At 74.0% G+C, this 22850-nt stretch carries 20 protein-coding genes and 1 tRNA gene; 5 read left to right on the top strand and 16 right to left on the bottom strand.

The genetic code is table 11. The features are described from left to right. Nucleotides 1-331 precede the first annotated feature (331 nt). The 11 genes from RQM47_RS10750 to RQM47_RS10700 all read right to left on the bottom strand — a co-directional run bounded on the left by RQM47_RS10750 (nt 332) and on the right by RQM47_RS10700 (nt 12748). The gene (locus RQM47_RS10750) at nt 332-1435 is read right to left on the bottom strand and encodes an RluA family pseudouridine synthase (protein ID WP_311665562.1); all 1104 of its coding nucleotides are present in this window, start codon (nt 1433-1435) and stop codon (nt 332-334) included. Then, complete coding sequence (locus RQM47_RS10745; RefSeq protein ID WP_311665559.1) at nt 1432-2589, bottom strand: aminotransferase class V-fold PLP-dependent enzyme; 1158 nt, start codon at nt 2587-2589, stop codon at nt 1432-1434. Before RQM47_RS10745 ends, RQM47_RS10750 begins: the two co-directional genes overlap by 4 nt. Before the next feature lie 518 nt (nt 2590-3107). After that, the gene (locus RQM47_RS10740; protein WP_314008945.1) at nt 3108-4232 is read right to left on the bottom strand and encodes an endonuclease/exonuclease/phosphatase family protein; all 1125 of its coding nucleotides are present in this window, start codon (nt 4230-4232) and stop codon (nt 3108-3110) included. Between the two features lie 138 nt (nt 4233-4370). After that, a complete protein-coding gene (dprA, locus tag RQM47_RS10735) occupies nt 4371-5531 on the bottom strand; it encodes a DNA-processing protein DprA (RefSeq protein ID WP_314008943.1) in 1161 nt (386 codons plus the stop codon). Nucleotides 5532-5741: 210 nt separating this feature from the next. Continuing rightward, entirely contained in the window at nt 5742-6980 is a 1239-nt protein-coding gene (locus RQM47_RS10730; RefSeq protein ID WP_314008941.1) for a patatin-like phospholipase family protein, read from the bottom strand. A gap of 176 nt (nt 6981-7156) precedes the next feature. Continuing rightward, on the bottom strand, nt 7157-7867 hold the full coding sequence (locus RQM47_RS10725; RefSeq protein WP_314008939.1) for a phasin family protein: 711 nt from the start codon (nt 7865-7867) through the stop codon (nt 7157-7159). Nucleotides 7868-7911: 44 nt separating this feature from the next. Further along, on the bottom strand, nt 7912-8361 hold the full coding sequence (locus tag RQM47_RS10720) for a polyhydroxyalkanoate synthesis regulator DNA-binding domain-containing protein (protein WP_314008937.1): 450 nt from the start codon (nt 8359-8361) through the stop codon (nt 7912-7914). A 499-nt stretch (nt 8362-8860) separates the two neighbouring features. Further along, nucleotides 8861-9679: a phosphatidate cytidylyltransferase gene (locus RQM47_RS10715; protein ID WP_314008935.1), complete on the bottom strand. Its 819-nt coding sequence runs from the start codon at nt 9677-9679 to the stop codon at nt 8861-8863. Between the two features lie 7 nt (nt 9680-9686). Continuing rightward, nucleotides 9687-10097, bottom strand: coding sequence for a putative signal transducing protein (locus RQM47_RS10710; protein ID WP_311664360.1), 411 nt, complete (start codon nt 10095-10097; stop codon nt 9687-9689). Next, entirely contained in the window at nt 10094-11167 is a 1074-nt protein-coding gene (locus RQM47_RS10705) for a CPBP family intramembrane glutamic endopeptidase (RefSeq protein ID WP_314008933.1), read from the bottom strand. The genes RQM47_RS10710 and RQM47_RS10705 overlap by 4 nt, the downstream gene beginning before the upstream one ends. Nucleotides 11168-11392: 225 nt before the next feature. Then, nucleotides 11393-12748, bottom strand: coding sequence for a DUF512 domain-containing protein (locus tag RQM47_RS10700; RefSeq protein WP_311664358.1), 1356 nt, complete (start codon nt 12746-12748; stop codon nt 11393-11395). 321 nt (nt 12749-13069) lie between these two features. Between RQM47_RS10700 and RQM47_RS10695 the strand changes: the two genes are divergently transcribed. The 4 genes from RQM47_RS10695 (at nt 13070) to RQM47_RS10680 (ending at nt 16993) form a co-directional block, all read left to right on the top strand. After that, complete coding sequence (locus tag RQM47_RS10695; protein WP_311664357.1) at nt 13070-15334, top strand: glycosyltransferase; 2265 nt, start codon at nt 13070-13072, stop codon at nt 15332-15334. A gap of 55 nt (nt 15335-15389) precedes the next feature. Continuing rightward, nucleotides 15390-16508 carry a family 43 glycosylhydrolase gene (locus RQM47_RS10690; RefSeq protein WP_311664356.1) on the top strand — a complete coding sequence of 373 codons (1119 nt, stop codon included), beginning with the start codon at nt 15390-15392 and terminating at the stop codon, nt 16506-16508. Between the two features lie 144 nt (nt 16509-16652). Next, nucleotides 16653-16838, top strand: a complete 186-nt coding sequence (locus tag RQM47_RS10685) for a hypothetical protein (RefSeq protein WP_311664355.1) — start codon at nt 16653-16655, stop codon at nt 16836-16838. A gap of 81 nt (nt 16839-16919) precedes the next feature. Beyond that, nucleotides 16920-16993 (top strand) — tRNA-Arg (locus RQM47_RS10680). A 181-nt stretch (nt 16994-17174) separates the two neighbouring features. On the opposite strand, the gene RQM47_RS10675 is transcribed toward RQM47_RS10680, so the two are convergent. The 5 genes from RQM47_RS10675 to RQM47_RS10655 form a co-directional block, all read right to left on the bottom strand. Then, on the bottom strand, nt 17175-17714 hold the full coding sequence (locus RQM47_RS10675; protein ID WP_311664354.1) for an HdeD family acid-resistance protein: 540 nt from the start codon (nt 17712-17714) through the stop codon (nt 17175-17177). A gap of 269 nt (nt 17715-17983) precedes the next feature. Then, nucleotides 17984-19657 (bottom strand): NAD(P)/FAD-dependent oxidoreductase, encoded by a 1674-nt coding sequence (locus RQM47_RS10670; protein WP_314008931.1) that lies wholly within the window; start codon nt 19655-19657, stop codon nt 17984-17986. Nucleotides 19658-20010: 353 nt separating this feature from the next. Beyond that, nucleotides 20011-20304: a hypothetical protein gene (locus RQM47_RS10665; RefSeq protein WP_314008929.1), complete on the bottom strand. Its 294-nt coding sequence runs from the start codon at nt 20302-20304 to the stop codon at nt 20011-20013. Further along, nucleotides 20304-20642 (bottom strand): hypothetical protein, encoded by a 339-nt coding sequence (locus RQM47_RS10660; RefSeq protein ID WP_314008927.1) that lies wholly within the window; start codon nt 20640-20642, stop codon nt 20304-20306. Before RQM47_RS10660 ends, RQM47_RS10665 begins: the two co-directional genes overlap by 1 nt. A gap of 66 nt (nt 20643-20708) precedes the next feature. Continuing rightward, nucleotides 20709-22022 (bottom strand): acyl-CoA dehydrogenase family protein, encoded by a 1314-nt coding sequence (locus RQM47_RS10655; protein WP_314008925.1) that lies wholly within the window; start codon nt 22020-22022, stop codon nt 20709-20711. Between the two features lie 94 nt (nt 22023-22116). On the opposite strand from RQM47_RS10655, the gene RQM47_RS10650 reads away from it, so the two are divergent. Continuing rightward, nucleotides 22117-22626, top strand: a complete 510-nt coding sequence (locus RQM47_RS10650) for a hypothetical protein (protein WP_311664344.1) — start codon at nt 22117-22119, stop codon at nt 22624-22626. Nucleotides 22627-22850 lie beyond the last annotated feature (224 nt).

Below are 22850 nucleotides of genomic sequence, written 5' to 3'. Positions count from 1 at the left end.
GATGCGCCACCCCGCCCGCAACGCGCACGAGCGGGGCGGGCACCGTAGGGGCGACCGGCGGTCGCCCGTCCGGGCACGGCGCGTAATGCTGGGCGGGGCGGGATCGGGCAGGGCGGTTCCATGCTGGACCGCCCCGCCCTCGTCACGACCACCCCTAGCCCCTCTTGGCTGCGCCGACGCTTCGCGGTGGCCAGGGGGGGACTGCCGTCGCCCCAGGTTGACGGCGGCCTCGCCGGTCACCACCCCGCCCAGGTGTGAACGGGCCGGGGCGGAACAAACTCGGCGCCACCCTGCCCGGCGTGTCCCATTTCCCCGCGAGCCGCAGGCGCGCCTACCCCTCCACGTCGCGGATGCGCTGGAGCACCCACGCCATGTCCTCCGGCAGCGGAGCCTCGAAGTCCAGGGACTCGCCCGTCGTCGGGTGCTCGAAGCCGAGCGTGTGCGCGTGGAGCGCCTGGCGCGGGCCGAGCCGCGCGAGGAGGTTGCCGACGAACGCCTTCCGCGAGCCGTCGCGGCGGCCGTAGACGACGGCGTCGCCGCCGTAGGTCGGGTCGCCGAAGACCGGGTGGCCGATGGACTGCGCGTGGACGCGGATCTGGTGCGTCCGGCCGGTCTCCAGGCGGAACCGGAGGAGCGCGAAGTGGCCCAGCGGCTCGACCGTCTCGTAGGCCGTCGCCGCCCACTTGCCCTCGCCCTCGGGACGCGTCGCGATCCGCTTGCGGTCGCGGGGGCTCCGGCCGAGCCAGCCTTCGACGCGGCCCTCGGGCGGGGCGGGCTCGCCCCACACCAGCGCGAGGTACCGGCGGCGGATCGTCCGGTCGGCGAACTGCTTGCCCAGGTGCGCCGCGGCCACGTCGGTCTTGGCGACCACCATGACGCCCGTCGTGTCCTTGTCGAGCCGGTGCACGAGGCCGGGCCGCACCGTCGGGTCGCCCTCGTAGCGTGGGCCGGCCGTGGCGACGGACAGGCCGACGTCGTCGTCGTCCGCGTCGTCGATCTCGTCGCCGCGCACCGGCCCCGCACCCACGTGCCAGAGGAGCGCGTTGATGAGCGTGCCCGAGCGGTGGCCGTAGGCCGGGTGCACGACCATGCCCGCCGGCTTGTTGACCACGAGGAGCGTGTCGTCCTCGTAGAGCACGTCGATCGGGATGTCCTCGGGGACGATCTCGATGGGCGGCGGGCGCATGACGCGGCACACGATCCGGTCGCCCGGCTGGACCGGCGTCGACACCTTCGTGACCGTCTTCCCGTTCACGTCGACGCGGCCGTCCTTGACCGCGCGCTGCACTTTGGAGCGCGTCGCGTTCGCCGTCTTGTCGGTCACGTACACGTCGAGGCGGACCGGCGCCTGCCCCGGCGGCACCTCCAGTTCGAGGACCGTCTCGACCTTGTCGGGCTCGTTGCTCGCCGCGCGCGCGGCCTCACGGTCGGTCACGATGCCCCCGCGGCGACGCGTCCGAACGAGGCCACGGCGTCGAGCGCCCGGTCGAGGTCGGCCTCGCGCGTGTGGGCGTGCGGCGCAAAGCGGACGAGCCGGTTTCGGAGCGACACGGCCACGCCCCGCTCGGCGAGGTGCGCGTGGAGACCCTCGGGGTCGGCGACCGCGACCGTCACGATGCCGGATGCACGGGCGGGGTGGTCGGTCCCGTAGCGCCGGGCGCCGAGGCGCGCGAGGCCGTCGGCCAGCCGCCCCGCCCCGGCGAGCACGGCGGCCTCGACGGCGTCGGCGCCCACGTCGAGGAACAGGCCGAGCGCGGCGTCGAGCGCGTAGAGCTGGGCCGTCGGCAGCGTCCCCGTGCGGAACCGCGTGGCGTCGTCGTGGAGGGCGAGGCCGGCGGCCTCCAGGTCGTCCCAGTCGATCGGCCCGTTGAGCCACCCGCGGGCGGGGCGGAGCCGGTCGAGCAGCGTGTCGGCCACGACGACGACGCCGGCCCCCTGCATCCCGCACAGCCACTTGTGCCCCCCGAACGCGACGAGGTCCGGCCGCACGGCTCCCACGTCGAGCCGGAGCGCGCCGACGCCCTGGATGGCGTCGACAGCGAAGAGCACGCCGCGCTCGCGGCACAGCGCGCCGAGGCCGTCCAGGTCGCACCGGAAGCCGGAGAGGAACTGGACCCACGAGACGGCCACGAGCCGCGTCTCGGGGCGGAGCACGGCCTCGACGTCCTCGACCGTGAACGTGCCCTCGCGGTGCGGCACGAGGTCGACGGCCACGCCGCGGTCTTCGAGCGCCCGCCACGGGAGGACGTTGGCCGGGAACTCGCAGGCCGGCACCACGACGCGGTCGCCCGGCCGCCAGTCGAGCCCGGACGCCAGCAGCCCCAGCCCGGCCGACGTGTTGGGCACGACCTCCACGTTGCGCACGCCGGCGCCGACGAGGGCGGCCGCGCGGCGCCGGGCGCGGTCGACGCGCTCCAGGTCAGTCGGGTAGTCGTTGGGCGAGCGGCTCGGGTCCCGCCCCGCCCGCGCGTCGAGGAACGCGACGGCCGCCTCGCGCGCCGGCCGGCTGAGGACGCCCGTCGCCGCGTGGTCCAGGTAGGCCACGTCGGCGGGGAGGTCGAACAGGTCGCGGTAGGCGTCGAGGGTCACAGGAAGGCGGAAGGCGGAAGGCGGAAGGCGGAAGGCGGAAGATGGCCGCCCCGCCCCGCCGGCGCCACCGGGCGGGGCGGAAGTCGGGAGAAAACGGGCCGCGGGCAGCCAAGGTGCCCCGCCCCGCCCGCGGTGGGGCGGCCATCGTAGCGGCGTTGCATGCAACGCCGTCAGGCCGCGGCGCACAGGTGGGGCGGGGCGGCACCGCCCAGGACCGCCCCGCCCGCGGCGCGTGGTTATTCCTACGGGTGTCACCTGCGGGCGGGGTGGCATCGGGCGGGGCGGTGCCTCGTCGTGCGGCGCTGCTCGCGTCGTCCACCACCCCTAGCCCCTCCTGGCCAGGAGGGGAACTGCCGCCGCCCCAGGTTGATGGCGGCCTCGCCGGTCACCACCCCGCCCATGTCTAAATGGGGCAGAGCGGAACAAAACAGGCACCGCCCCGCCCGCGCGCCTTTTCCCTTTTCCCTTTTCCCTTTTCCCTTTTCCCTTTTCCCTTTTCCCTTTTCCCTCAGGCGAGCCTACACGTCCGCCGCCTTGCGCTCCTCGGCTTCCTCCTCGGACTCCTCCTCCTTGAACGCGGCCGCGTCCTCGACCATCTCGGCCGCCTCCTCATCGTCGGCCGAGTCGGCGTCGGGGGCCTCCTGGAGCGGGCGCTTGGACTCGTCGAGGGCCAGCTCGATGGCGATCGGGAAGTGGTCGCTGCCCACGTCCCCCAGCCGCTTCAGGCCGACGAGCGCGAAGTCGTCCGAGTGGAACACGTGGTCGAGCGGGTAGCGGAGCCAGCGGTGCTGGGCGTGGAACGTGGCGAAGAGGCCGCGCCCGACGCGGGGGTCGAGGAGGTCGGCCTTTTTCTGGAACAGGCCCGTCGTGTAGCTCCAGGCCACGTCGTTGAGGTCGCCGGCGACGACGACCGGCTCGTCGAAGTCCACGATGTCGCGGGCGGCCAGGACCAGCTCGGCGTCGCGGAGCGTCGAGTCCTGGGCGATGTCGGGGCGGGGCGGCCGCGGGTGGAGGAACACGAACCGGACGCGGTCGCCGCCGGGGAGCCGCGCCAGGACCCACAGGCTCGGGACCTCGTCCTCGACCAGGTGGCGGACCTCGACGTCTTCGAGCTCGAGCCGCGAGTACAGGCACATCCCGTACGTGTCGTCCTGCGGCAGCTCGACGGCGTGGGGCAGCCGGTCCTTCAGGGCGCCCGCCGTCTCGGCCCACCACGCGTCCGTCTCGACGGCGACGACGAGGTCGGGGTCCTCGGCGCGGACGGTCTCGAGCCACCGCTCGCCGTCGCGGTTCTCCATGAGCACGTTAGAGATCACGAGCCGGAACGAGCGGCCCTCGGCGGCGCCGTCGGCGTCGAGCGTCTGGACGCCGGCGAGCCGCGTGTACGGGAGCATCCGCCACACCTCGTACGCCGTGGCGAGGGCCAAGAGCCCCATGATCGCCCACTCCACCCCGCCCGGCTCGGCGAACCCGACGTGGACGACCCCGAACAGGACGAGCACGACGACCGCGGCGGCGGCGATCTGGGCGCGCGGGAAGTCGAACATCCGCACCCACCAGTACGGCTTCCGCACGAACGGGAGCGCAACGGCGAGCACGAGCAGGACGGCGAGAACAGAGAGCGTGAGCTTGACGGCAGTCAACCAGGCGGGGGGACGACGGGGGGATGGGGCGCAAACCTACGCCGGGGCGCCCGTCTCCATACAAGAACCAGGCCACCGCCCCGCCCCCTCACCGCGCGGGCGGGGCGGGGCGGCCTCGGGCGCGGCGAGCCGCCCCGCTCACGCCCGGTAAAACTGCTTGCCGGCGAGCTGGCGGACGAGCCCGCGGAACTCGAGCTGGAGCAGGTACACGAGCGCCTGCGACGTGTCGACGCCGGACGCGCCGCAGACGGCGTCGAGCGGGCGGGGCTCGCCGTCGAGCACGTCGAGCAGGCGGCGCTCGACGGCCGTGAGGTCGGGCGGGGCGGGCGCGGGCGGTGCCGCGCCGGTCGGGGCGGCGGCCGGGGCCACGGCGTCGAGCGCGGCCAGGACGTCGGACGCGCCGAGGGCGAGGGCGGCCCACCCCTGCTGCACGAGCCGGTTCGTCCCCTCGTAGTCCGAGAACACGGGCGCCGGCGCGGCGAACACCTCGCGGTTTTGTTCAAGTGCAATAGCGGCCGTCAGGAGCGCCCCGCCCGTCGCGCGGGCCTCGGCGACGACCGTGGCCGCGCTCATGCCCGAGACGATCCGGTTGCGGCGCGGAAAGTGCGGGGCGTCCGGCTTCGCCCCCATCGGGAGCTCCGACACGACGGCGCCCGCGCCGCGCTCGACGACCTCGCGCACGACCGGCGCGTGCCGCGACGGGTAGATCCGGTCGACGCCCGAGCCCAGGACGGCGACGGTCCGGCCGCCGGCGGCCAGCGCCGCCCGGTGCGCGGCGACGTCGACGCCGTAGGCCAGCCCGCTCACGACGGTCGCCCCGCCCTCGACGAGCCCGCGCGCGAACGCCTCGGCCACGCGGAGCCCGTAGTCGCTCGCGCGCCGCGTGCCGACGACGGCCGCCGCCCGGTCGTCGGCCGCGTCGAACCGCCCGAGCACCCACAGGAACGGCGGCGGGTCGTAGATCTCGCGGAGGAGCGCCGGGTACTCGTCGTCGCCGAACGCGACGAGCCGCGCGCCGACGCGCTCGGCCCGCCGGAACTGGTCGTCGACCGCCCGCGCGTCGGCGCCCGCGCGGACGGCCTCGGCCGTCGCCCGCCCCACGCCGTCGACGCGGACGAGCCGGCCGGCCGGCGCCGCGAGCACGCGCTCGGCCGACCCGAAGTCGGCCACGAGCGCCCGCGCCCGCCCCGCGCCGACGCCGGGCACGAGCGAGAGCGCCACGAGCGCCCGCCGCTCGGCGTCGCTGGCCGGGACGGGCGGGGCGGCGGGCGGGGCGGGATCGAGAAAGAAGTCGGCCACGGCCCGAACCTACGGGCGGGGTGGTAGCTGGAAACAGGGCGGGTTGGCTCGTCTCGCCTGCTCGACCGCCCCGCCCGAAGCCGTGGGCGGGGCGGAACGTTTCAGCCGCCACCCCGCCCCCTGCTCTACCTGCTCCCCCAAGGCGCCCAGGCGGGGCGGCGACGTCCGCTGCTCTACCTGCCCTCCCCCGCTCTACCTGCTCTCCTCGGCCTACGCCGCCCGCGCGCGGAGCACCTCCTCCAGGTCCGCCAGCGCGTCGTGGAGGTCGCGCGTGGCGACCGTCGAGGGCAGCAGCGGGCGCCCGGCCGCCAGCCCCACGCTCTCCCACACGTCGAACTGCGACCGCGAGAGCACGTCGTCGCGGAGCGTGATCCCGTGGCGCTCGAAGACCGGGCCGACCTCGTCGGCCCGGTCGCGGAGTTGGGCCAGCGTCGAGGCGTAGGCGTGGGCCACGATCTCCTTGCGCGCGGCGAACGAGAACACGTTCGTAAAGAACATGGTGTAGTCGTCCTTGGGCGGCTCGAACAAGACGAGGTCGGCGCCGTCGTAGCGCCCGCGGTAGCTGGCCATGCCCGTCCCCATCCGGCTGTGGACGAGCGTGCGGAGCGTCTGGCTCATCACGCCCGGCATGCCGCGGTCGACGAGGCGGCCGCGGCGCATGGCGCCCGTCGCGACGGCGCGGGCGGTGTCGACGGGCACGATCGGGTTCACACACAGGACCAGCCCCGCCCCGCCCTCGAACGCGACCGACGCGTGGACCGTCTTATTGAGGACGCCGTCGACGTAGTGGCGCCCGCCGATCTCGACCGGCGGGTAGAGGCCGGGGAGCGCTGTCGAGGCCTGGACGGCCCGCGAGATCGGGACGTCGTCGCGGCCGGGCTCCCCAAACAGGACCGTCTCGCTCGAGTCCAGGTCGGTCGCCACGACGACGAGCCGGTTGCGGAGGCGGCGGAAGTCGTCGGTCCGCCCCTCGTGCTCGAACGTGGCGCGCAGGAAGGTCCGGAGCGGGGCGTTGTCGAACACGCCGACCGGGAGCGCCCGTCCCAGCCGGTCGACGAGCGTCGAGACCAGGCCACTCGAATCGCGCGGGTGCCGGAGCGCCGTGAACACGGCCTCGGCGACGAGCCCCGGCACGCGGAGCGCCCGCCGGGCGTACTCGCCGAGCGCGGGCGAGAGGAACAGGTCGGGGCGGAACGGGTGCTCGCCCGGCTCCTCGCCGACGACGGACCGGACGAGTTGGGCCGTCGTGATCCCGTTCGCGAGCGAGGCGCCGACGAACGCGCCCGACGAGACGCCGACCGTGATGGGGACGTCGTTGAGGTCGAGCCCGTCGAGGGCGTCGTCGAGGGCGCGGAGCACGCCGATCTCGTAGATGGCGCCCTCGGGGCCGCCGCCGGCCAGGGCGAGCCCGACCGTCCCGGTCGTCTGCTGGAAGTCGGCGATCTGCATAGCGGAAGCGCTTTCGGGGGGATCAGAGTGTACCGCCGGGCGGGGCGGGGCGGGCGGACGAGGGCGGGGTGGCCGAGCGCGCAGCGCGACCACGCGTTCCGGGCGGACGTGCAGAAACGAAGCCGGGCGGGCGCGGGAGTCCACGCCCGCCCGGTGCGGAGGACGTCCGGGGACGCCTACGCGCGCTGCTCCTGAACGCGGACGAGCGCGGCCTCGGCGTCGCCCCGCCCCTGGACCTTCTCGACGACGACCTCGCCGACGCGGATCTCGTACCAGCCGCCGCCGACGGCCTGCATCGAGGCGTCGGCCTGTACCGAGGGCGCGGCCGACGCCGCCGCCCGGGCCGCCGTCACGGGCGCAGCCGGCGTCACGGGCTCGGCCGACACCTGGCTCGTCTTGAGGCGCTCGATGTGGTCCGTCAGGCGCTCGACGCTCGCCGAGAGCTCCCCGACCTCGTCGCGCGTCGGGACGCCCAGCCGCTTCATGACGGTCGCCACCGTCTCCTGGAGCCGGTCCTCGGCCTTGTCGGCGGTGTCATCTGCTGCGTCCTTGGCCGAGGCGGCGCGGCCCTTGACGAGTCCCGTCGCCTTGCCGGCGCGGCCTTCGAGGTCGTCGCGGACGGCCTTCAGGCGGTCCACGCCGAGCGAGGGGAGGTCGACCTTCTCGCCCTTCTGGACGAGGTTCTTGAACAGCTTCGACCCCTCCTCCTCGGCCAGCGCGAGCGCGCCGAGGCCGGCGAGGAACACGTTCTGGACCGAGTCGCGGACGTCGCCGACCGTGTCGTTCACGTCCTTCTGCACCTTGCCCGCCGTGGACCTGGCGAGCGTGACGGCGTCGGTGGTGGTCTTTTTCAACTCCTTCTGGAGGTTCTGAGTCGTGGTAGCCATGGGGATGGGAGGTTGGTGGTCGGCGCCGGAGCGCGTCGGGTCAGCTAGTCGGTCTGCGATTCGTCGATCTCGTTGAGCGTCCGTTCGAGGCCCGCGAGGCGGGACCGGAGCCGGTCCATCTCGTCGCGGACCTCGGCGATGGGGCCGCCCGGGCGGATCCGGTCGACGGCGAGGCGGGCCAAGTCGTCGACGCCGCGGCGGGCCGTCGAGAGGCCGGCGCCCACGGCGCCCTCGCCGGCGCGGACGGCCCGCTCGCCGATCCGCACGAGGTCGTGGAGGAACGGCGTCGAGAGGAGCGAGCGGCCGTTGCGGCCCTCTTCCGAGATGATCTGCGTGAGCACGGCCGCCGTGACGTCGTCGCCCGTCTTGTTCTCGACGACCTGGACGTCCTGGCCCTCGCGGACGAACCCGGCGATCTCGTCGAGGCTGACGTACCGGCTCTCAGCCGTGTCGTAGAGCTTCCGGCTGCCGTAACGTTTGATGAGGCGGGGCATGGGGGCGGGGTGGTTCGGGCTTTTTGACGCATTGCGGCAAAGCAGGTTCCGCACCGCGTCGACTGCCCCGCCCGTAGAGGCTCGCTCACACGACGGCATGCCGCACTGCGTCGCCCCCACCCCGCCCCGTGTGGCGCGGGCGGGGCGGGGTGGCTTCTCCCCGGTCTGCCGCCCCGCCCGTCAAGCGGGTCGTAGGACGCGGGCGGGGTGGGACCTGGGAGTGACCGCCCCGCCCCGCTGCGTCGAGCTCTTGCTGGCGGGTTCATGCTCGCCTCGTCCACCACCCCGCCCCCCTCCTGGCTCCGCCGACCTGACGGTTGGCTGGCGCCGGCCTCCGGCTGTCCAGGAGGAGAACGTGCCGCCCGACCGCCCCGCCCGTCAGTACCCGCTGGCAGAGCACCCAGAGCACCAAAGCAGGCCGCAACAGGACGCGAGGGCAGACCCAGCGATCCGAGACGGTCCACCCAAGCCCGTACCTCGTACCCACCCGGAGGGCGCCCTACGTCAGCCCTTTCGTCAGGTCCAGGTACAGGACCACGAGCGGCATGGCCACGACGGCCGCGTCGATCCGGTCCAGGAGCCCGCCGTGGCCGGGCAGCCACGTAGCCGAGTCCTTGACGTCGACCGACCGCTTAAAGTGGCTCTCGACGAGGTCCCCAAACGGGCTCGCGACGCCGCACGCGAAGGCGATGGCCGCCACATCGGCCCACGTCAGGACCGCGTCGAGCACGGCCAGCTTGAAGCCGGCGACGACGACGAGCGCGCCGACCGCCCCGCCCACGGCGCCCTCCCACGTTTTCTTGGGCGAGACGCGCGGGAACAGCGGGTGCCGCCCGAATGCGCGGCCCGCGAAGTAGGCGAACGTGTCGGTGCCCCAGATGCCGAAGAGCGCGGCCGTCGTGAGCCAGAAGGCGTCGTGGCCTACGAGCCAGGGCGGGTCGGCAAGGCGGAGGGCGACGAACGAGCCGACGAAGGCCGCGGGGTACGCCACGCCGAAAAGCGTGGCCGAGGCGTCGAGGAGCGGCGTGGCCTTCCGCCGGTACAGGACGCCGAGGAGCACGACGAGGCCGCCGAGCACGAGGAGGTTCAGGCTCCCCGGGATCACGGCGCGCATCGACGTGAGCAGCCCGAGCCCGAGCCCGAGCGGGACGAACGGGTCGGCGCCGGCCTTGCGCAGGAGGCCGTAGACCTCGACCTGCGCCGCGACCGCCACCGCGCCCATGACGGCGGCGAACACCCACCCCCCGAGCCACACCGCGCCGATGGCGAGGGCCGCCGCGACGATAGCCGTGAGGGTCCGCTGAGTGAGGTTCGACACGAGGCGCCTACGCCTCGTCGTCGTCGGGGACGTCCAGGCTGATCTCCTCGATCCCCGAGTCCAGGCGGGCCTCGGCCGACGGGTCGTGGGCGTCGGGGGCCATGACGTCGGCGCTCATGGCGGCCGCCTCGAGCTCCTCGTCCGAGAGCGGGGCTTGGTTGACGATGTCCCGGGCTGCCCGCTCGTCGCCGGGCCGGACCATCACGTGGACCGGGGCCATGTCGCCCACGTTGAGGTTGAAGCTGTGGTCGCGCTGCGTGAGGACCACGGCCGCGACGCCGGCCTCGTCCAGCCGGTCGCGGACGAGGTCGGCCTCGAAGTCGGTCGAGCACTCGTAGACCGAGATCCACCCCTCGTAGGTCCGCGACTGGCGGTCTTCGGGGTCGTTGTGCTGGGGGGGGCCGGACGGCTCTTTCATGTCGCGGGGCGGTGGGGCGGGGCGGTGACCGGCTCGGCGTCGTCGCGGTCGCCGACGACCGCGTGCCGGCGGCGGAGGAGGGCCTGCACGACGGCGTACGTCAGGACGAGGCCGCCGATCCCAAGGTACCACGGGAACGTGGCCGCCTCGATCTCGGCCATGTCGACGTCGCCCCGGTGCTTGGCGATGGCGGCGACGGTCACCGCGAGCCCGTTGTTCAGGAGGTGGACCGCGACCCCGGCCCACAGGCTGCCCGTCGCCCAGACCACGAACCCCATGTAGATCCCGAGCATGGACAGCGGGACCACCTGGCTCAGCCGGAGGTGGTAGGCCCCGAACAGGACGCCGACCACGACGATCGACGCCACCGCCCCGCCCCGGCGCTCGACCTGGCGCTGGAGGTAGCCCCGGAACAGGAGCTCCTCGCAGATGGCCGGCGTGAGCGCGAGGGCCACGAACAGGAAGGCCGTCGAGAGGTCGCTGCCCAGGAGCGCGCCTTCGAGAAGCTCGACCTGCGACTGCTCGAACTGGCGCAGCCACTCGGGCTGCGGGAGCGACTCGTTGAGCTGGCCCGCCCACAGGACGGCCGGGTAGAGCGTGGCCCACCCGAGCGCGGCGAGCGCGAGCCCGGGGCCGTCCGGGCGCCGGACGCGGAGGTACTCCCAGGCGTCGGGCGAGTGGAGCCGGGCGACGGCGACGGCCAGCAGCCCGAACCCGACGGCCTGCCCGACCGTGTTGGCCGTCAGCAGGAGCCGCCCGTTCTCGAGCACGCCCTCCATGAGCGCCCCGACGTCCGCCCCGCCCCCCGACCGCGCCACGTCGATCCCGATGCCGATCGCGATCACGAGCGGGCTCACGACGAGCTGGAACAGGAGGAACGCCAGCACGAACACGAGCGCCGCCGCCCAGAGCGGCGTGAACCCGTTCCGCTCCATCCACCCAGTCAGGCGGACCGGCCGTGCCCACGGCCACGCGTCGCGGAACGCGGGGACGGCCTCGGCGGGCGGGGCGGACCCCAGGGGGGCAGGCCCCTGCGGGGCGGGGCGGTCGGCGACGGGCGGGTCGGTCATCGGGCGGGGCGGCAGAGCGGGGCGGCCTCAACGTCGGGCCGCCGGCGGGGATTCGCGGGGGTATCGGCGGGCGCCGCGCCGGTCTTGCACCGGGGCCGTCCCGCCCCGCGACGCCACCCCGCCCGGGCTGCGCCGCAGTCTTGGGTAGGGACACCATGCATGGTGTCCGTACGGGTAGGCAGGCCGCCCCGCCCTCCTCCACCCCGCCCTCGCGGGCGGGGCGGTCTACGCCGGCACCGCGTCCGCGAGGCGGTCCACGAGCGCGGCCCAGTCGCCGTCGAACACGGCCACCTCCACCCCGCCCAAGGCCGCGCTGAGGTCGTCCGGCGTCATCTGGCCGGGGCGGTTGTCGAGGAAGAGGCCCTCGAAGTTCACGCTGTCCGGCGGGAGCACGACGAGGTCGCCGAGCTCGCCCCGCTCGGCGAGCGGCCGGAGCGCGGCGGCGAAGCTCTTGAAGTTGAGGAGGCCCGAGACCGTCACCGAGTCGCCGAAGAGGAGGTTCTCGCAGGCCACGACGCGCACGTCCAGGCCGCCGACACCTTCCAGGGCGGGGCGGACGCGCTCGTCCAGGAACGGCGCCGTGAGCGCGCCCGAGGCGAACGTCACGCGGCGCGGGGCGGGGAGGGCCTCGGGGAAGTCCTCGGCCTGGAAGGCCAACTCGTTCAGGAAGTCGCGGCTCATCCCGACGCCGTTCTCCATGAGCGGGTAGCCGTCGTAGTCGTCCTCGTCGGGGAAGTCCTGGCCGGCGAGCAGGTAGACCTCGTCGGAGAGGTAGACGAAGCCGCGCCCGATCGTCTCGCGGAACGTCCGCTGCCAGCGCTCGACGAGGCGCACGAGCTGGCGGGCCTCGGCCGGCGACACGAGGCGGAGGTCGGCCTGCTCGCGCCGGTGCCGCGTGAGCCCGACGGGCACCACGCTCACGGAGTACAGCCGCTCGTGGAGGTCGTAGAGGTCGAGAATCGTCTCGACCAGGCGGCCGGCGTCGTTGAACCCGGGGACGAGCACGATCTGGGCGTGGAGCTCGATGTCATGGTCGGCCAGGTAGCGGAGCTTCTCGCCCAGCCGGTCGCGGAGCGTCCGGTGCCCCATCATCCGCGCGCGGACGTCGTCGTCGGTGCAGTGGACGGAGACGTAGAGGGGCGAGAGCCGCTGCTCGACGATCCGTTCGAGGTCGCGCTCGCGGAGGTTGGTGACGGTGATGTAGTTCCCGTAGAGGAACGACATGCGGAAGTCGCCGTCGCGGAAGTAGAGCGTGTCGCGCAGCCCCGTCGGGTTCTGGTCGACGAAGCAGAAGACGCAGTCGTCGCCGCAGGTCTTGACGCGGAACTCCTCGAGCGTCACGCCGAGCGGCTCGTCGGGGCCTTTCTCGACCACGTCCTCGCGGAGGTCGCCGCCGACGCGGACCTTAACGGCCAGCCGCTCCTCGGACGCCTTGAACCTCAGGTCGAGCTCGTCGGCGACGGCCTCGCCGTTGACGGCGAGGATCTGGTCGCCGGGCGCCCACCCCAGCGTGTGGGCGAGCGACCCGGAGTCGACGGCGGTGATGCGGACGGGCACGGGCGGGGCGGCAGTGAACGGCAAACAACGGGCGGGGAGGCGGATAGGCTGCCCGGGCCGCGTGAAGGGTTCGGGCGTTTCCGCCCCGCCCGGGCCGCTGCCGGGCCTCCCGCCCCGCCCAGAGGCACGGGCGGGGCCGCTCAGACGAGCCCCGAGCCCGCGGGCAGGGCGCACCGGATGAACTCGCTCGCGGGCGGGGCGGACCTTCTGCGTCGGCAACCCCTCCGCGTTCCGCGGGGTACATGGGGTGCCTGAACCCGAGGGTTTCGGGCCGCTTGAGCTCCCGAGCCGGCCCCCGAACACGGCGTAGCTGCCCCGCCCTCCCACCACCGCCCCACACCCGGTATGCACGCGACGATCCTCTCGACCTACCCGCCCCGCGCCTGCGGGCTCGCGACGTTCGCCCGCGACCTTCGAGACGGGCTCGTCCACGCCGGCGTGACGTCCGACGTCGTCTCGGTCGTGCGCGCGCCGGCCGGCGACGGCCAGCGCCCCGAGGTGACGCTCGAGGTCGACCAGCCGACACGGGCCGACTACACCGCCGCCGGGCGGCGCGTCGCGGGCGGGGCGGCCGACGTCGTGAGCGTCCAGCACGAGTTCGGGATCTTTGGGGGGGCAGAAGGCCGCTACGTCCTCGACTTTATCGACGCCTGCGACCGGCCGGTCGTGACCACGCTCCACACGGTCCTCCCCGACCCGCCCGGCCACTACCGGCGGGCGCTCGGGGCCGTCGTCGCGCGCTCGACGCGCGTCGTGGTCATGACCGAGACGGCGCGGGACCTGCTCGAGTCCGTCTACGGCGTGCCCGTCTCGAAGGTCGCCGTCGTCCCCCACGGGGCGCCGGCCGCCCCGGCCGTCCCACCGCCGGGGCTGCGCGAGGAGTTGGGGCTGGAGGGCCGAACGGTCCTGCTGACGTTCGGGCTGCTCGGGCCGTCGAAGGGGATCGAGTTCGCGATCGCGTCGCTCGAACGGGCCGTCGCCGCGCAGCCCGACCTGCTCTACGTCGTGCTGGGCTCGACGCACCCCGAGATCGTCGAGCGCGAGGGCGAGGCGTACCGCGAGCGGCTCCAGGCCGAGGTCGCCGCGCGCGGGCTGGACGACCACGTCCGGTTCGTCGACCGCTACGTCGACAAGGACGAGCTGTGGGGATGGCTCTGCGCCGCCGACGTCTACGTCACGCCCTACCCGGGCATGGACCAGATCTGCTCGGGGACGCTGTCCTACGCGCTCGCCGCCGGGCTCCCCGTCGTGTCCACGCCGTACCTCCACGCCCGCGAAGTGCTCGCGGGCGGGGCGGGCGCGCTCGTGCCCTACGGCGACACCGACGCCTTCGGCGAGGCCCTCGCGCGCTACGCGGCCGACCCCGAGGCCCGCGCCGAGGCCGCCGCCCGCGCCCGCGCCTTTGGCGAGACGACGACGTGGCCGGCTACAGGCGCCGCCTACCGCGAGGTGTTCGAGGCCGCCGTGCGCGCCCACCCCGCCCCGCCCGCGGCCTTCGACGTCCACCCCGGCGCGCTCCCGGCGGCGCTGGGCTACCTCGACCGGATCACCGACGACGTCGGCCCGATCCAGCACGCCACGTTCGGCGTCCCCGACCGGACGCACGGGTACTGCACCGACGACGCCGGCCGCGCGCTCGTGGCCGCCTACGACGCCGCCCGCCGCCTCGACCCCAAGCGCGAGGAGCGCGCGACAGCCCTCGCCGTGGCTCGGACGTGCCTCAGCTTCGTCCAGCACGCCCAGCGGCCGGACGGGACGTTCCACAACTTCATGGACTACGGCCGCCGCTTCCTCGACGACGGGGGCGGGGAGGACACGACGGGCCGGGCGCTCTGGGGGCTGGGCGCGACGGCGGCCTGGGCGCCCGACGAGCCCTCGCGGCTCCTGGCCCGGTCGCTCCTTGAGCGGTCGCTGGGCGTCGACCTCACGCACACGCGGGCCGTCGCGTACGCCGCGTGCGGGCTCGACCTCGCGCTGGGCCAGTTTCCCGACGCGGACGCGCTCCGCGACGCGCTCCGCACGCACGCGACCCGGCTCGTCGAGCAGTTCGAGCGGTCGGTCACGCCGCGCTGGCGGTGGTTCTGCGACGAGCTCACGTACGCCAACGCGCTCGTCCCCCACGCGCTGCTCCGCGCTGCGAACCGGCTGGAGGGCGAGCCCGCCGCCGAGCGGTTCCGGGACGTGGCCCTCGACGCCGGCGAGTTCGTGCTCGCCAACACGGTCTGCGACGGGCAGTTCGACGCGGTCGGCAACCGGGGCTGGCTCCGCAAGGGCGGCGGCCACGCCGTGTTCGACCAGCAGCCCATCGACGCGGGCTACGCCGCGCGGTGCTGGGCGGCCGACGCGGCGCTCACCGGCGACGACCGCTACGCGGAGGCGGCGCGGCTGGCCGTGGCGTGGTTCTACGGTCGCAACCGGGTCGGGCAGCCCCTATTCGACGTCCGCACGGGGGCCTGCTACGACGGGTTCTCGGAGCAGGGCGTGAACCTGAACCAGGGGGCCGAGTCGGCGCTGGCGTGCATCTTCGCCCACCTCGCCGCGGAAGATCTCGCCGGCGGCGGGGCGGCCGCCAGCGCCCAGGCGGCCGCAGACGAGGCCCGGGAGGGATAGGCACCGTATTTGGGGGCGGGGCGGGTATCTTCCCTCTACCCCGCCCCCCGGAGCCATGCACGCCACGCCCCCCCCCACGGTCGGCCCCGCCCGGTCCATCGAGGCCCCGCCGCCGGTCGCCGTCGAGCGCCTGCACGGAGGGCGCCCCTTTCTCGCGCCCGTCCAGGACAACCCCTGGGAGTCCGGCGTGGTCCTCAACCCGGCCGGCCAACTCGTCGAGGCCGACCGGCTGGAGGCGCTGCTCCCGGCGTGGGGCCTCACCGACGCCCAGGCCGACCGGCTCCGCGAGGCGGGCGGGGCGTGCGTGCTCTTGTACCGGGCGCAGGGCGAGGTCCAGGAGCACATTCGGATGGCGCCGTCGTACCTCGGCCGCGCCATCCTCACCCCGACGCTCGACCTCGTCCACCGCAGCGACCGCCCCGCCCTCAGCCCCGACGCCCCGTTCCACAACCTGGGACTCGAAGACGCCCGGTGCACGCGCGTCGGCGACACGTACTACCTGTACTACACGGGCTACACCGACCCCACGCCAGGCGACGACTTCGACCGGCACGTCGACATCTGCCTCGCGACGTCGGCCGACCTCGTGACGTGGGAGCTCCACGGACCGACCGCGGGCGACCTCAACCGGATCAACAACAAGAACGCGGCGCTCCTGCCCGAGCCGGTCGACGGGAACTACGTCCTGCTCCACCGGCCGATGGAGGGCGAGGACGCGATGGCCGTCCACTGGGCGACCGCCCCGGACCCCGCTGGGCCGTGGACGAGCAAGGGACTCCTGTTCCGGTCGTACCGCTACAAGGAGTTTGCGCAGTCGTGGGTCGGGGCGGGCGGGCCGCCGCTGTCGCTCGGCGGCGAGCGGTTCCTCATGGTCTACCACCAGGGCCACTACGCGCCCGACGGCTCGCGCGAGTACGACCTCTCGGCGGCGCTCCTGGACTTTTCCCACGACGACCCGGTCCGCGCTCGGATCGAGCCGCTCATGCGCCCCTCGGGTGCCTTCGAGACCGAGGGCGACGACGAACTCGGCGTCGACAACGTGCTCTTCGCCTGCGCCAACCATCGCTGGGGCGACCGGCTGGTGATCCCGTACGCGGGCGCCGACAGCCGCATCTTCGGGGCCACGCTCCCCTTCGACGAGCTCGTCGCCGCGCTCGAAGCCGAGGCCGCGTAGGGGCGGGGCGGCAGCGTGCGGGCGGGGCGGTTCGGGAATCGCCCGAGGCCGCGCCGGGACCCCCACCCCGCCCCCGGCGTACAAGGAGCCCTCTGATTTCGAGCGGGCGGTGGCGCCCGCCCCTGCCCTACGATGAACGCTCCGATGACCCCCGAACACTTCCAGCTCTTTTCCGACCGTAAGCTCCAAGAAGCCGTCGACCGCCCCGTCGCGCCGTCCGACGACCGCGACGCCGAGACCCGCGACCGGGCGCTCGTACGCATGGCCCGGTACGAAATCCGCCGCCGGCGGTGCGAAGTGCCCGTCGCCGACCGCTACGCTTCGGTATAGGGCGGGGCGGCCGGTTCACGCGCTCTTGCGGAGGACCGGGTTGCCCCACCCCGCCCCGGCCGTATCTTGGGACCACCCCACGCGCCCGTAGCTCAGCTGGATAGAGCGTTGGTTTCCGGTACCAAAGGCCAGAGGTTCGAATCCTCTCGGGCGTACACCGATCGATAGAAAGCCCTCGTCCCCAGCGGGACGGGGGCTTTTGTCGTTCGGTGGAACGGGTAAGCGGGGGCCACCTTCGGCACGGCCACCCCGCCCCCGTCTCCACAAGACTCGGCCGCCCCGCCCAACGCTGGGGCGGGGCGGGGCGGTTTTGAGAGCAGGGCGGGGTGGCGCGCCCTACAGGCTCCGCAGGCGGAACGCGAGCACGACGAGGGCGACGCCCGTCACCAGCGCGTACGCTCCGATCAGCCAGGCGAGGCTGAGCAGTCCGGCCCCGGGCCACACCAGGAGGGCGACGCCAAAGAGGACCGAGAGCACGCCGGCCAGCCCGAGCAGCCACTCGCCCTCGATCGCCTTGCGGAACTGGACCGCGGCCAGGACCTCGGAGATGCCGGTGAGGATGGCCCAGCCGGCGATAAACCAGAGCAGCACGAGCGCCGTCACGCCCGGCCAGAAGAAGGTGAGCACGCCGAAGACGATGCCGAGCACGCCGGTGATGAGCCACAGCCACCACCGCTCCACCCGGTCACGGTAACGGACGGCCCCGATCACGGCGACGACGCCGTCTACGAGGGCGTAGGCCCCGAAGAGCAGGACCAGCACACCGAGGGTGAGCACCGGCCAAGCGAGCGCCATGAAGCCGAAGAGGACGGCGACGATGCCGCGGAGCAGCGGCACCCACCAGTGGTCGGAGATGGTTCCGATGAGAGAGGCCAAGGGTCCAGGAGGCTAGACAGAGGAGACAGGCGCGGAGCCCACGCCAGTCACCCGTTACCTCTGGAAGAGCCGGGAGTTCTAACGGCACGGGTCTCCGCGGCCGCAGCCCTTCCGTTCCAGGGCGGGGTGGGACAGCACGAAGAGCCCTCCGGCCGCGCCCTACCTGTTGGATCTGGCCGCCCCGCCCACCCCGCCCTCGCTCCTGCCGCCGGGCGGGGCGGAGCCTGTGGAACGGGATGGCGGCGCTCGGGCGGGGTGGCGCCCCGCCCCTACTCGTCCGAGGACGACAGGAGCGACCAGAGGGCGGCCCCGGTGGCACCCGTTGCCGCCGCGCCCAGGGCGACCTCCTTCCACGGCACGCCGCTCGTGAGCCGCTCGGCCACGAGCCACCCCGACGTCGCGTTGTTGCCCGGGCCGGGCCACGTCGCCGCGCCGCACAGGTAGAGGTCCTCGACCGGCATCTCGTAGCGGCTCCAGCCGGGGAACGGGCGGAACAGGAAGTTCTGCCGGAAGTGGGCGCTGCCGCCAATCGAGTCGCCGCCGACGAGGTTCGCGTTGTGGCGCTCCAGGTCCATCGGGCTCATGGCGTGCTGGCCCACGATGCGCCCGCGGACCCCCGGAGCGAACCGCTCCAGCTTGTCCAGGACGCGCTCGGTAAACGGCCCGGTGGCGCCGTCCCAGTCGGTCGCGTCGATCTCGTCCGCGGCGTCGCCCTGGATCGTGCCGGGGACGGAGCGGACCTGGACCCAGAGCACGTGCGTGCCGTCGGGCGCGCGCGTCGGGTCGACGGCCGTCGTCTGGCCGACGATGAGGAGCGGGCTGTCGGGGAGGAGCCCGGCCAGGCTCTGCTGGTAGGTCCGCGCGAGGTCGTCGACCGTCGGCGCCACGTGGACGTAGGCGAAGCCGGCGAGGTCGTCGCCGGCGGCCCACGGCGCGGGGCCGTCGAGGGTCAGGTGGAGCATGAACGTGCCCGGCCCGTGCTGGTAGCCCTCGACCTTGTGCTGGAACGGCTCGGGCATCTCGACGCCGTCGAGCAAGCCGCCGAAGACGGCCTGAGGCATGAGGTTCGCGATGACGGCCTTCTCGGCCTGGATCCGCTCGCCGCCCTCGATCTCGACGCCCGTCGCCCGGCCGTCGTCGGTCAGGATGCGCGTCACGCGGGCGCCGGTGCGGACTGTCCCCCCGTTCTCCTCGATCATGGCGCAGAGCGCCTGCGGGATCTTCGACGCCCCGCCCTCGGCGACCACCATGCCGCCGGCGATGTTCGAGAACGTCTCCATGAGCGGGAAGACCGCCCCGCCCGAGACGTCCGGCCCGAAGTCCATGTGCATGCCCCAGGTCGCGAGGAGCGCCTGCGCCTTCTCGGTCTCGAAGTAGCTCGCGCCCAGCTCACGCGTCGAGCCGAGGAGCATCCGGGCCAGCTCCAGCGTCCGCTCCACGCCGACCGAGGCGACGCCCTTGGCGACCGCCGCGGCGGCCCCGGCCGAAGGGAGCGCGTAGTTGTAGAGCGGGAGGAACGCGGTCTGGAAGTCCTGGAAGCGCTCGTTGAGCCGCCGGAGGCCCTCGGCGTCGGCGGCCGAGTGCTGCGCCAGCAGGTCGGCTGTCCGGTCGAGGTCGGCGACCACGCGGAGCGCCGTGCCGTCTTCGAACACGTTGCAGAACGGGGTGTCGGAGTGGGCAAAGCGGAGCCCGTGGCGCTCGAAGTCGTCCTCCCACGCCTGGTACGGCGGCGACTGCTTAAAGAGGTTCTGGTTGGTCGAGTACAGGTCGTGGACGACGCCGGGGACCGTGGCCTCGCCCGAGCGGATGCACCCGCCGGGCGTGTCCTCGGCCTCGAGCACGACGACGGACCACCCCGACTTCGCAAGGGCCGCCGCGGCGACGAGCCCGTTGTGGCCGGAGCCGATAACGACGGCGTCGACGGTGGTGGGGGAAGCGGACATGGGCACGCGCGGGCGGGGTGGAGAAAGGGTTGGATGGACCGCGGAGGCTCGGCTTGCCCCTCAGCGGGACCCGGAGCAGCCGGCGACGGCGCTCCTGAGACTCGCGCGGGCTGCCCGTGGGTCCTCCGATCTGCCCCTCAGGCAGACCGCCCCGCCCCGCCCTCCACCTAATACCGAATCCGGGTAGACTGTCACAGCTCGCGCCCAGCCCGCTCCCCCCGCCCGAGCGCCCCTTGCGTCGCTCTGCTCCCAGGCCGGGAAGCGGGGGGAGCCGTCTGGCACGGATCAACCGGACTTGTTATAACTCCCAGCCTGCGGGACCACCCCGCCCCCGTTCAGGCGAGGGCACGCTCTCAGCCGTCGGGCGGGGCGGGGCGGTCCGAGGTCCGCCGCGAGGCGCGGCCGCCGCGCGTCCGCCGGACCATCGCCTCGTAGGCCTGCTGGCTGAGCCACGCCTCGCCGTCGGTGTAGGCGGGGCGAACGTAGTAGGTGCCGGCCCGGTGGATGGGCGTCCCGAACGCGACGCACCGCGCGCCCTCGGGCGGGGCGTCGGGCGTGCGCGCACGGCGCCAGCGGACGCGCCGCCACGGCCGCTCGGCCAGGGCCGCCCAAAAGGCGTCGTTGTGCTCGGGGCGGACCGACGGCACTACTCGCGCGCGCGGCGCCGAGCGGCGGGGACGTCGTTGGCGTCGTCCAGGTCCGTGTCGAACACGTTGGCGAGCGTGGCCGGGTCGAGCCGCCCCGCCCGCGCGGGCTCGTCGTCGGTGGCGATGGCCTCCAGCGTCTCGATGCGGCGGACGAGCGGGGCGGTGGCCTCTTCGACCGACGCCTCGATCATCGCGCGCAACTCGCTCGCGCGGAGCTCGGTGCCCTCCCCGCCCCGCCCGGCGGCGTTGGCGGCCTTGACCTTGGCGATGCCCGCGAACACGGCCCAGGGCAGACCGATAAACACGGCGAAGATGGCGAACAGTCCGGTGATGTCCATCGGGGCGGGGTGGGTGCGAGCGGGCTACGGGCGGGGCGGCGGGGCAGTTACGCCACCCCGCCCCGCTCAGGAAAAGGCGTTGATCCCGGTCGCCTCCAGCCCGAGGACCAGCGTGTGGACCTCGTCGGTCCCCTCGTAGGTCACGACCGATTCGAGGTTGGCCATGTGCCGCATGACGGGGTAGATGCCGAGCACGCCGTTGCCGCCCAGGAGCTGCCGGCTCTGCCGCGCCACGCTCAGCGCCATGCGGACGTTGTCGCGCTTGGCGAGCGAGACGTGGGCGGGGCGCATCGTGCCCTCGTCCTTCATCCGCCCCAGCCGCCACGCTACGAGCTGCGCCTTGGTGATGCCGGCGAGCATATCGGCGATGTGGTTCTGGACGAGCTGGAAGCCGGCCACCGGTCGCCCGAACTGCTCGCGCGAGGTCGTGTGCTGGAGGGCCGCGTCGTAGCACGCCATCGCCGCGCCGAGCACGCCCCACGCGATCCCGTAGCGGGCCTGCGTGAGGCACGAGAGCGGCCCCTTCAGCCCCTTCACGTTCGGGAGCATGGCGCTCGCCGGCACGCGGACCTCGTCGAGCACGACCTCGGACGTGACGGCGGCCCGGAGCGACCACTTGTCCATGATCCGCGGCGTCGAGACGCCGTCGAGGTCGGTCTCGATGAGAAAGCCGCGGACGTCGCCGTCGTCGTCCTTGGCCCAGACGAGGGCCACGTCGGCAATCGACGCGTTCGTGCTCCACCGCTTGTGGCCGGTGATTACGTAGTCGTCGCCGTCGCGGCGGGCGCGCGTGGTCATCGAGCCCGGGTCCGATCCCACGTCGGGCTCGGTCAGCGCGAAGCAGCCGACGGCCTCGGCGGTCGCGAGCCGCGGCAGCCAGCGCCGCTTCTGCTCCTCGCTCCCGTACGTGTAGATCGGGTACATGACGAGCGAGCCCATGACGGAGCAGAACGAGCGGAGCCCGCTGTCGGCCCGCTCCACCTCCTGCATGGCGAGCCCGTAGGCGACCGACGACGCGCCGAGCCCGCCGTACTCGGCCGGGATCGTCGGCCCGATGGCGCCCAGCCGTGCGAGCCCGCGCGCGACGTCGAGCGGGAACGTGAGCGCCTGCGCGTGCTGCTCGATGACGGGCTGGACCTCGGCCGAGACGTACTCCCGGAGCCGGTCCCTCAGCGCCTTCTCGTCGTCCGTCAGCAGGTCGTCGACGCGGTAGAAGTCGAGGCCGTCGAACGACGCCGGGTCGTAGTCGCCGTTCGTGACGCCGTAGGGGATCGTCCCCAGGGGCAGGAACGCGTCGGGGTCGCCGGCCTGGTCGCGCACGTGCGGGGCGCCGTCGCCGGCAGAAGGGGCGAGGGCGGGGCGGTCGGTGGGGTCGGCCATCGGGGGCGGGGTGGGTACTTTGAGGGCGCCGGGTGCAGTCTGCGGGATACGCGCGCAGAGCGCCCCGGTGCCCGACCCGATCGTCCCCCCACCCATGTTGTCTCCGTCCGCGTGGCGCCGCCTCGGCGTCCTCCTCGTGCTCTTCGCCGCCGGTCCGGCGCTCGCCCAGGCCGCCCCGCCCCGCATCGGCGTCGGGTTCGACGTGTCGGCCGCGCTCTTCGGCGGCGACCTCAGCCCGGACGGCCCGGCCCTCGGCGTCCGCGGGCGCGTCGCGCTGCCGGTCAACGCCGACGTCTCGGTGGCGGCGAGCCTGGGCGCCTCGGCCCACCTCTTCGAGGGGACGCGCGACGCCCGGTACGTCCTCAACCCGCAGGCCTCGCTCATCGTGACGCTGCCCGGCGGCGGGACGGCCCGGTACGTCCTGGGCGGGTTCGGCGGGTTCATCCCGTTCGACGGCGGCGGCGGGCCGACCGTCCACGGCGGCATCGGGTGGGCCGTCCCGCTGAACGCGACGTCGCTCTACGTCGAGGCCAACCCGTCGCTCATCCTCGGCGAGGACGCGACGGCCCTGCTCCTGACCGTCCGGGGCGGGGTGATCTTCTAGGGCGCAGGGCGTCCTGCCCGGCAGCGCCCACCCCGCCCGGAGCGCTGGGGGCGGGGTGGTGCCCGGAGACGCGGCGGGCAGCGTCGGCCCGCCCCGCCCGTGGCGTGGGCGGGGCGATTCAGGGACTGTTTGGTAGAGGTTCTCCCTCCCCCACCGGGGGAGGGCCGGACCCAAAGGGCGGGGTGGGGGATGGGCGTCGGAGCGGCCGTCGAGGGCGGGGCGGT

This window comes from Rubrivirga sp. S365, assembly GCF_032248475.1.
GTDB lineage: Bacteria > Bacteroidota > Rhodothermia > Rhodothermales > Rubricoccaceae > Rubrivirga > Rubrivirga litoralis.
The sequence above is the reverse complement of the archived record's forward strand: the minus strand, read 5'-3'. Positions and strand labels throughout refer to the sequence as shown.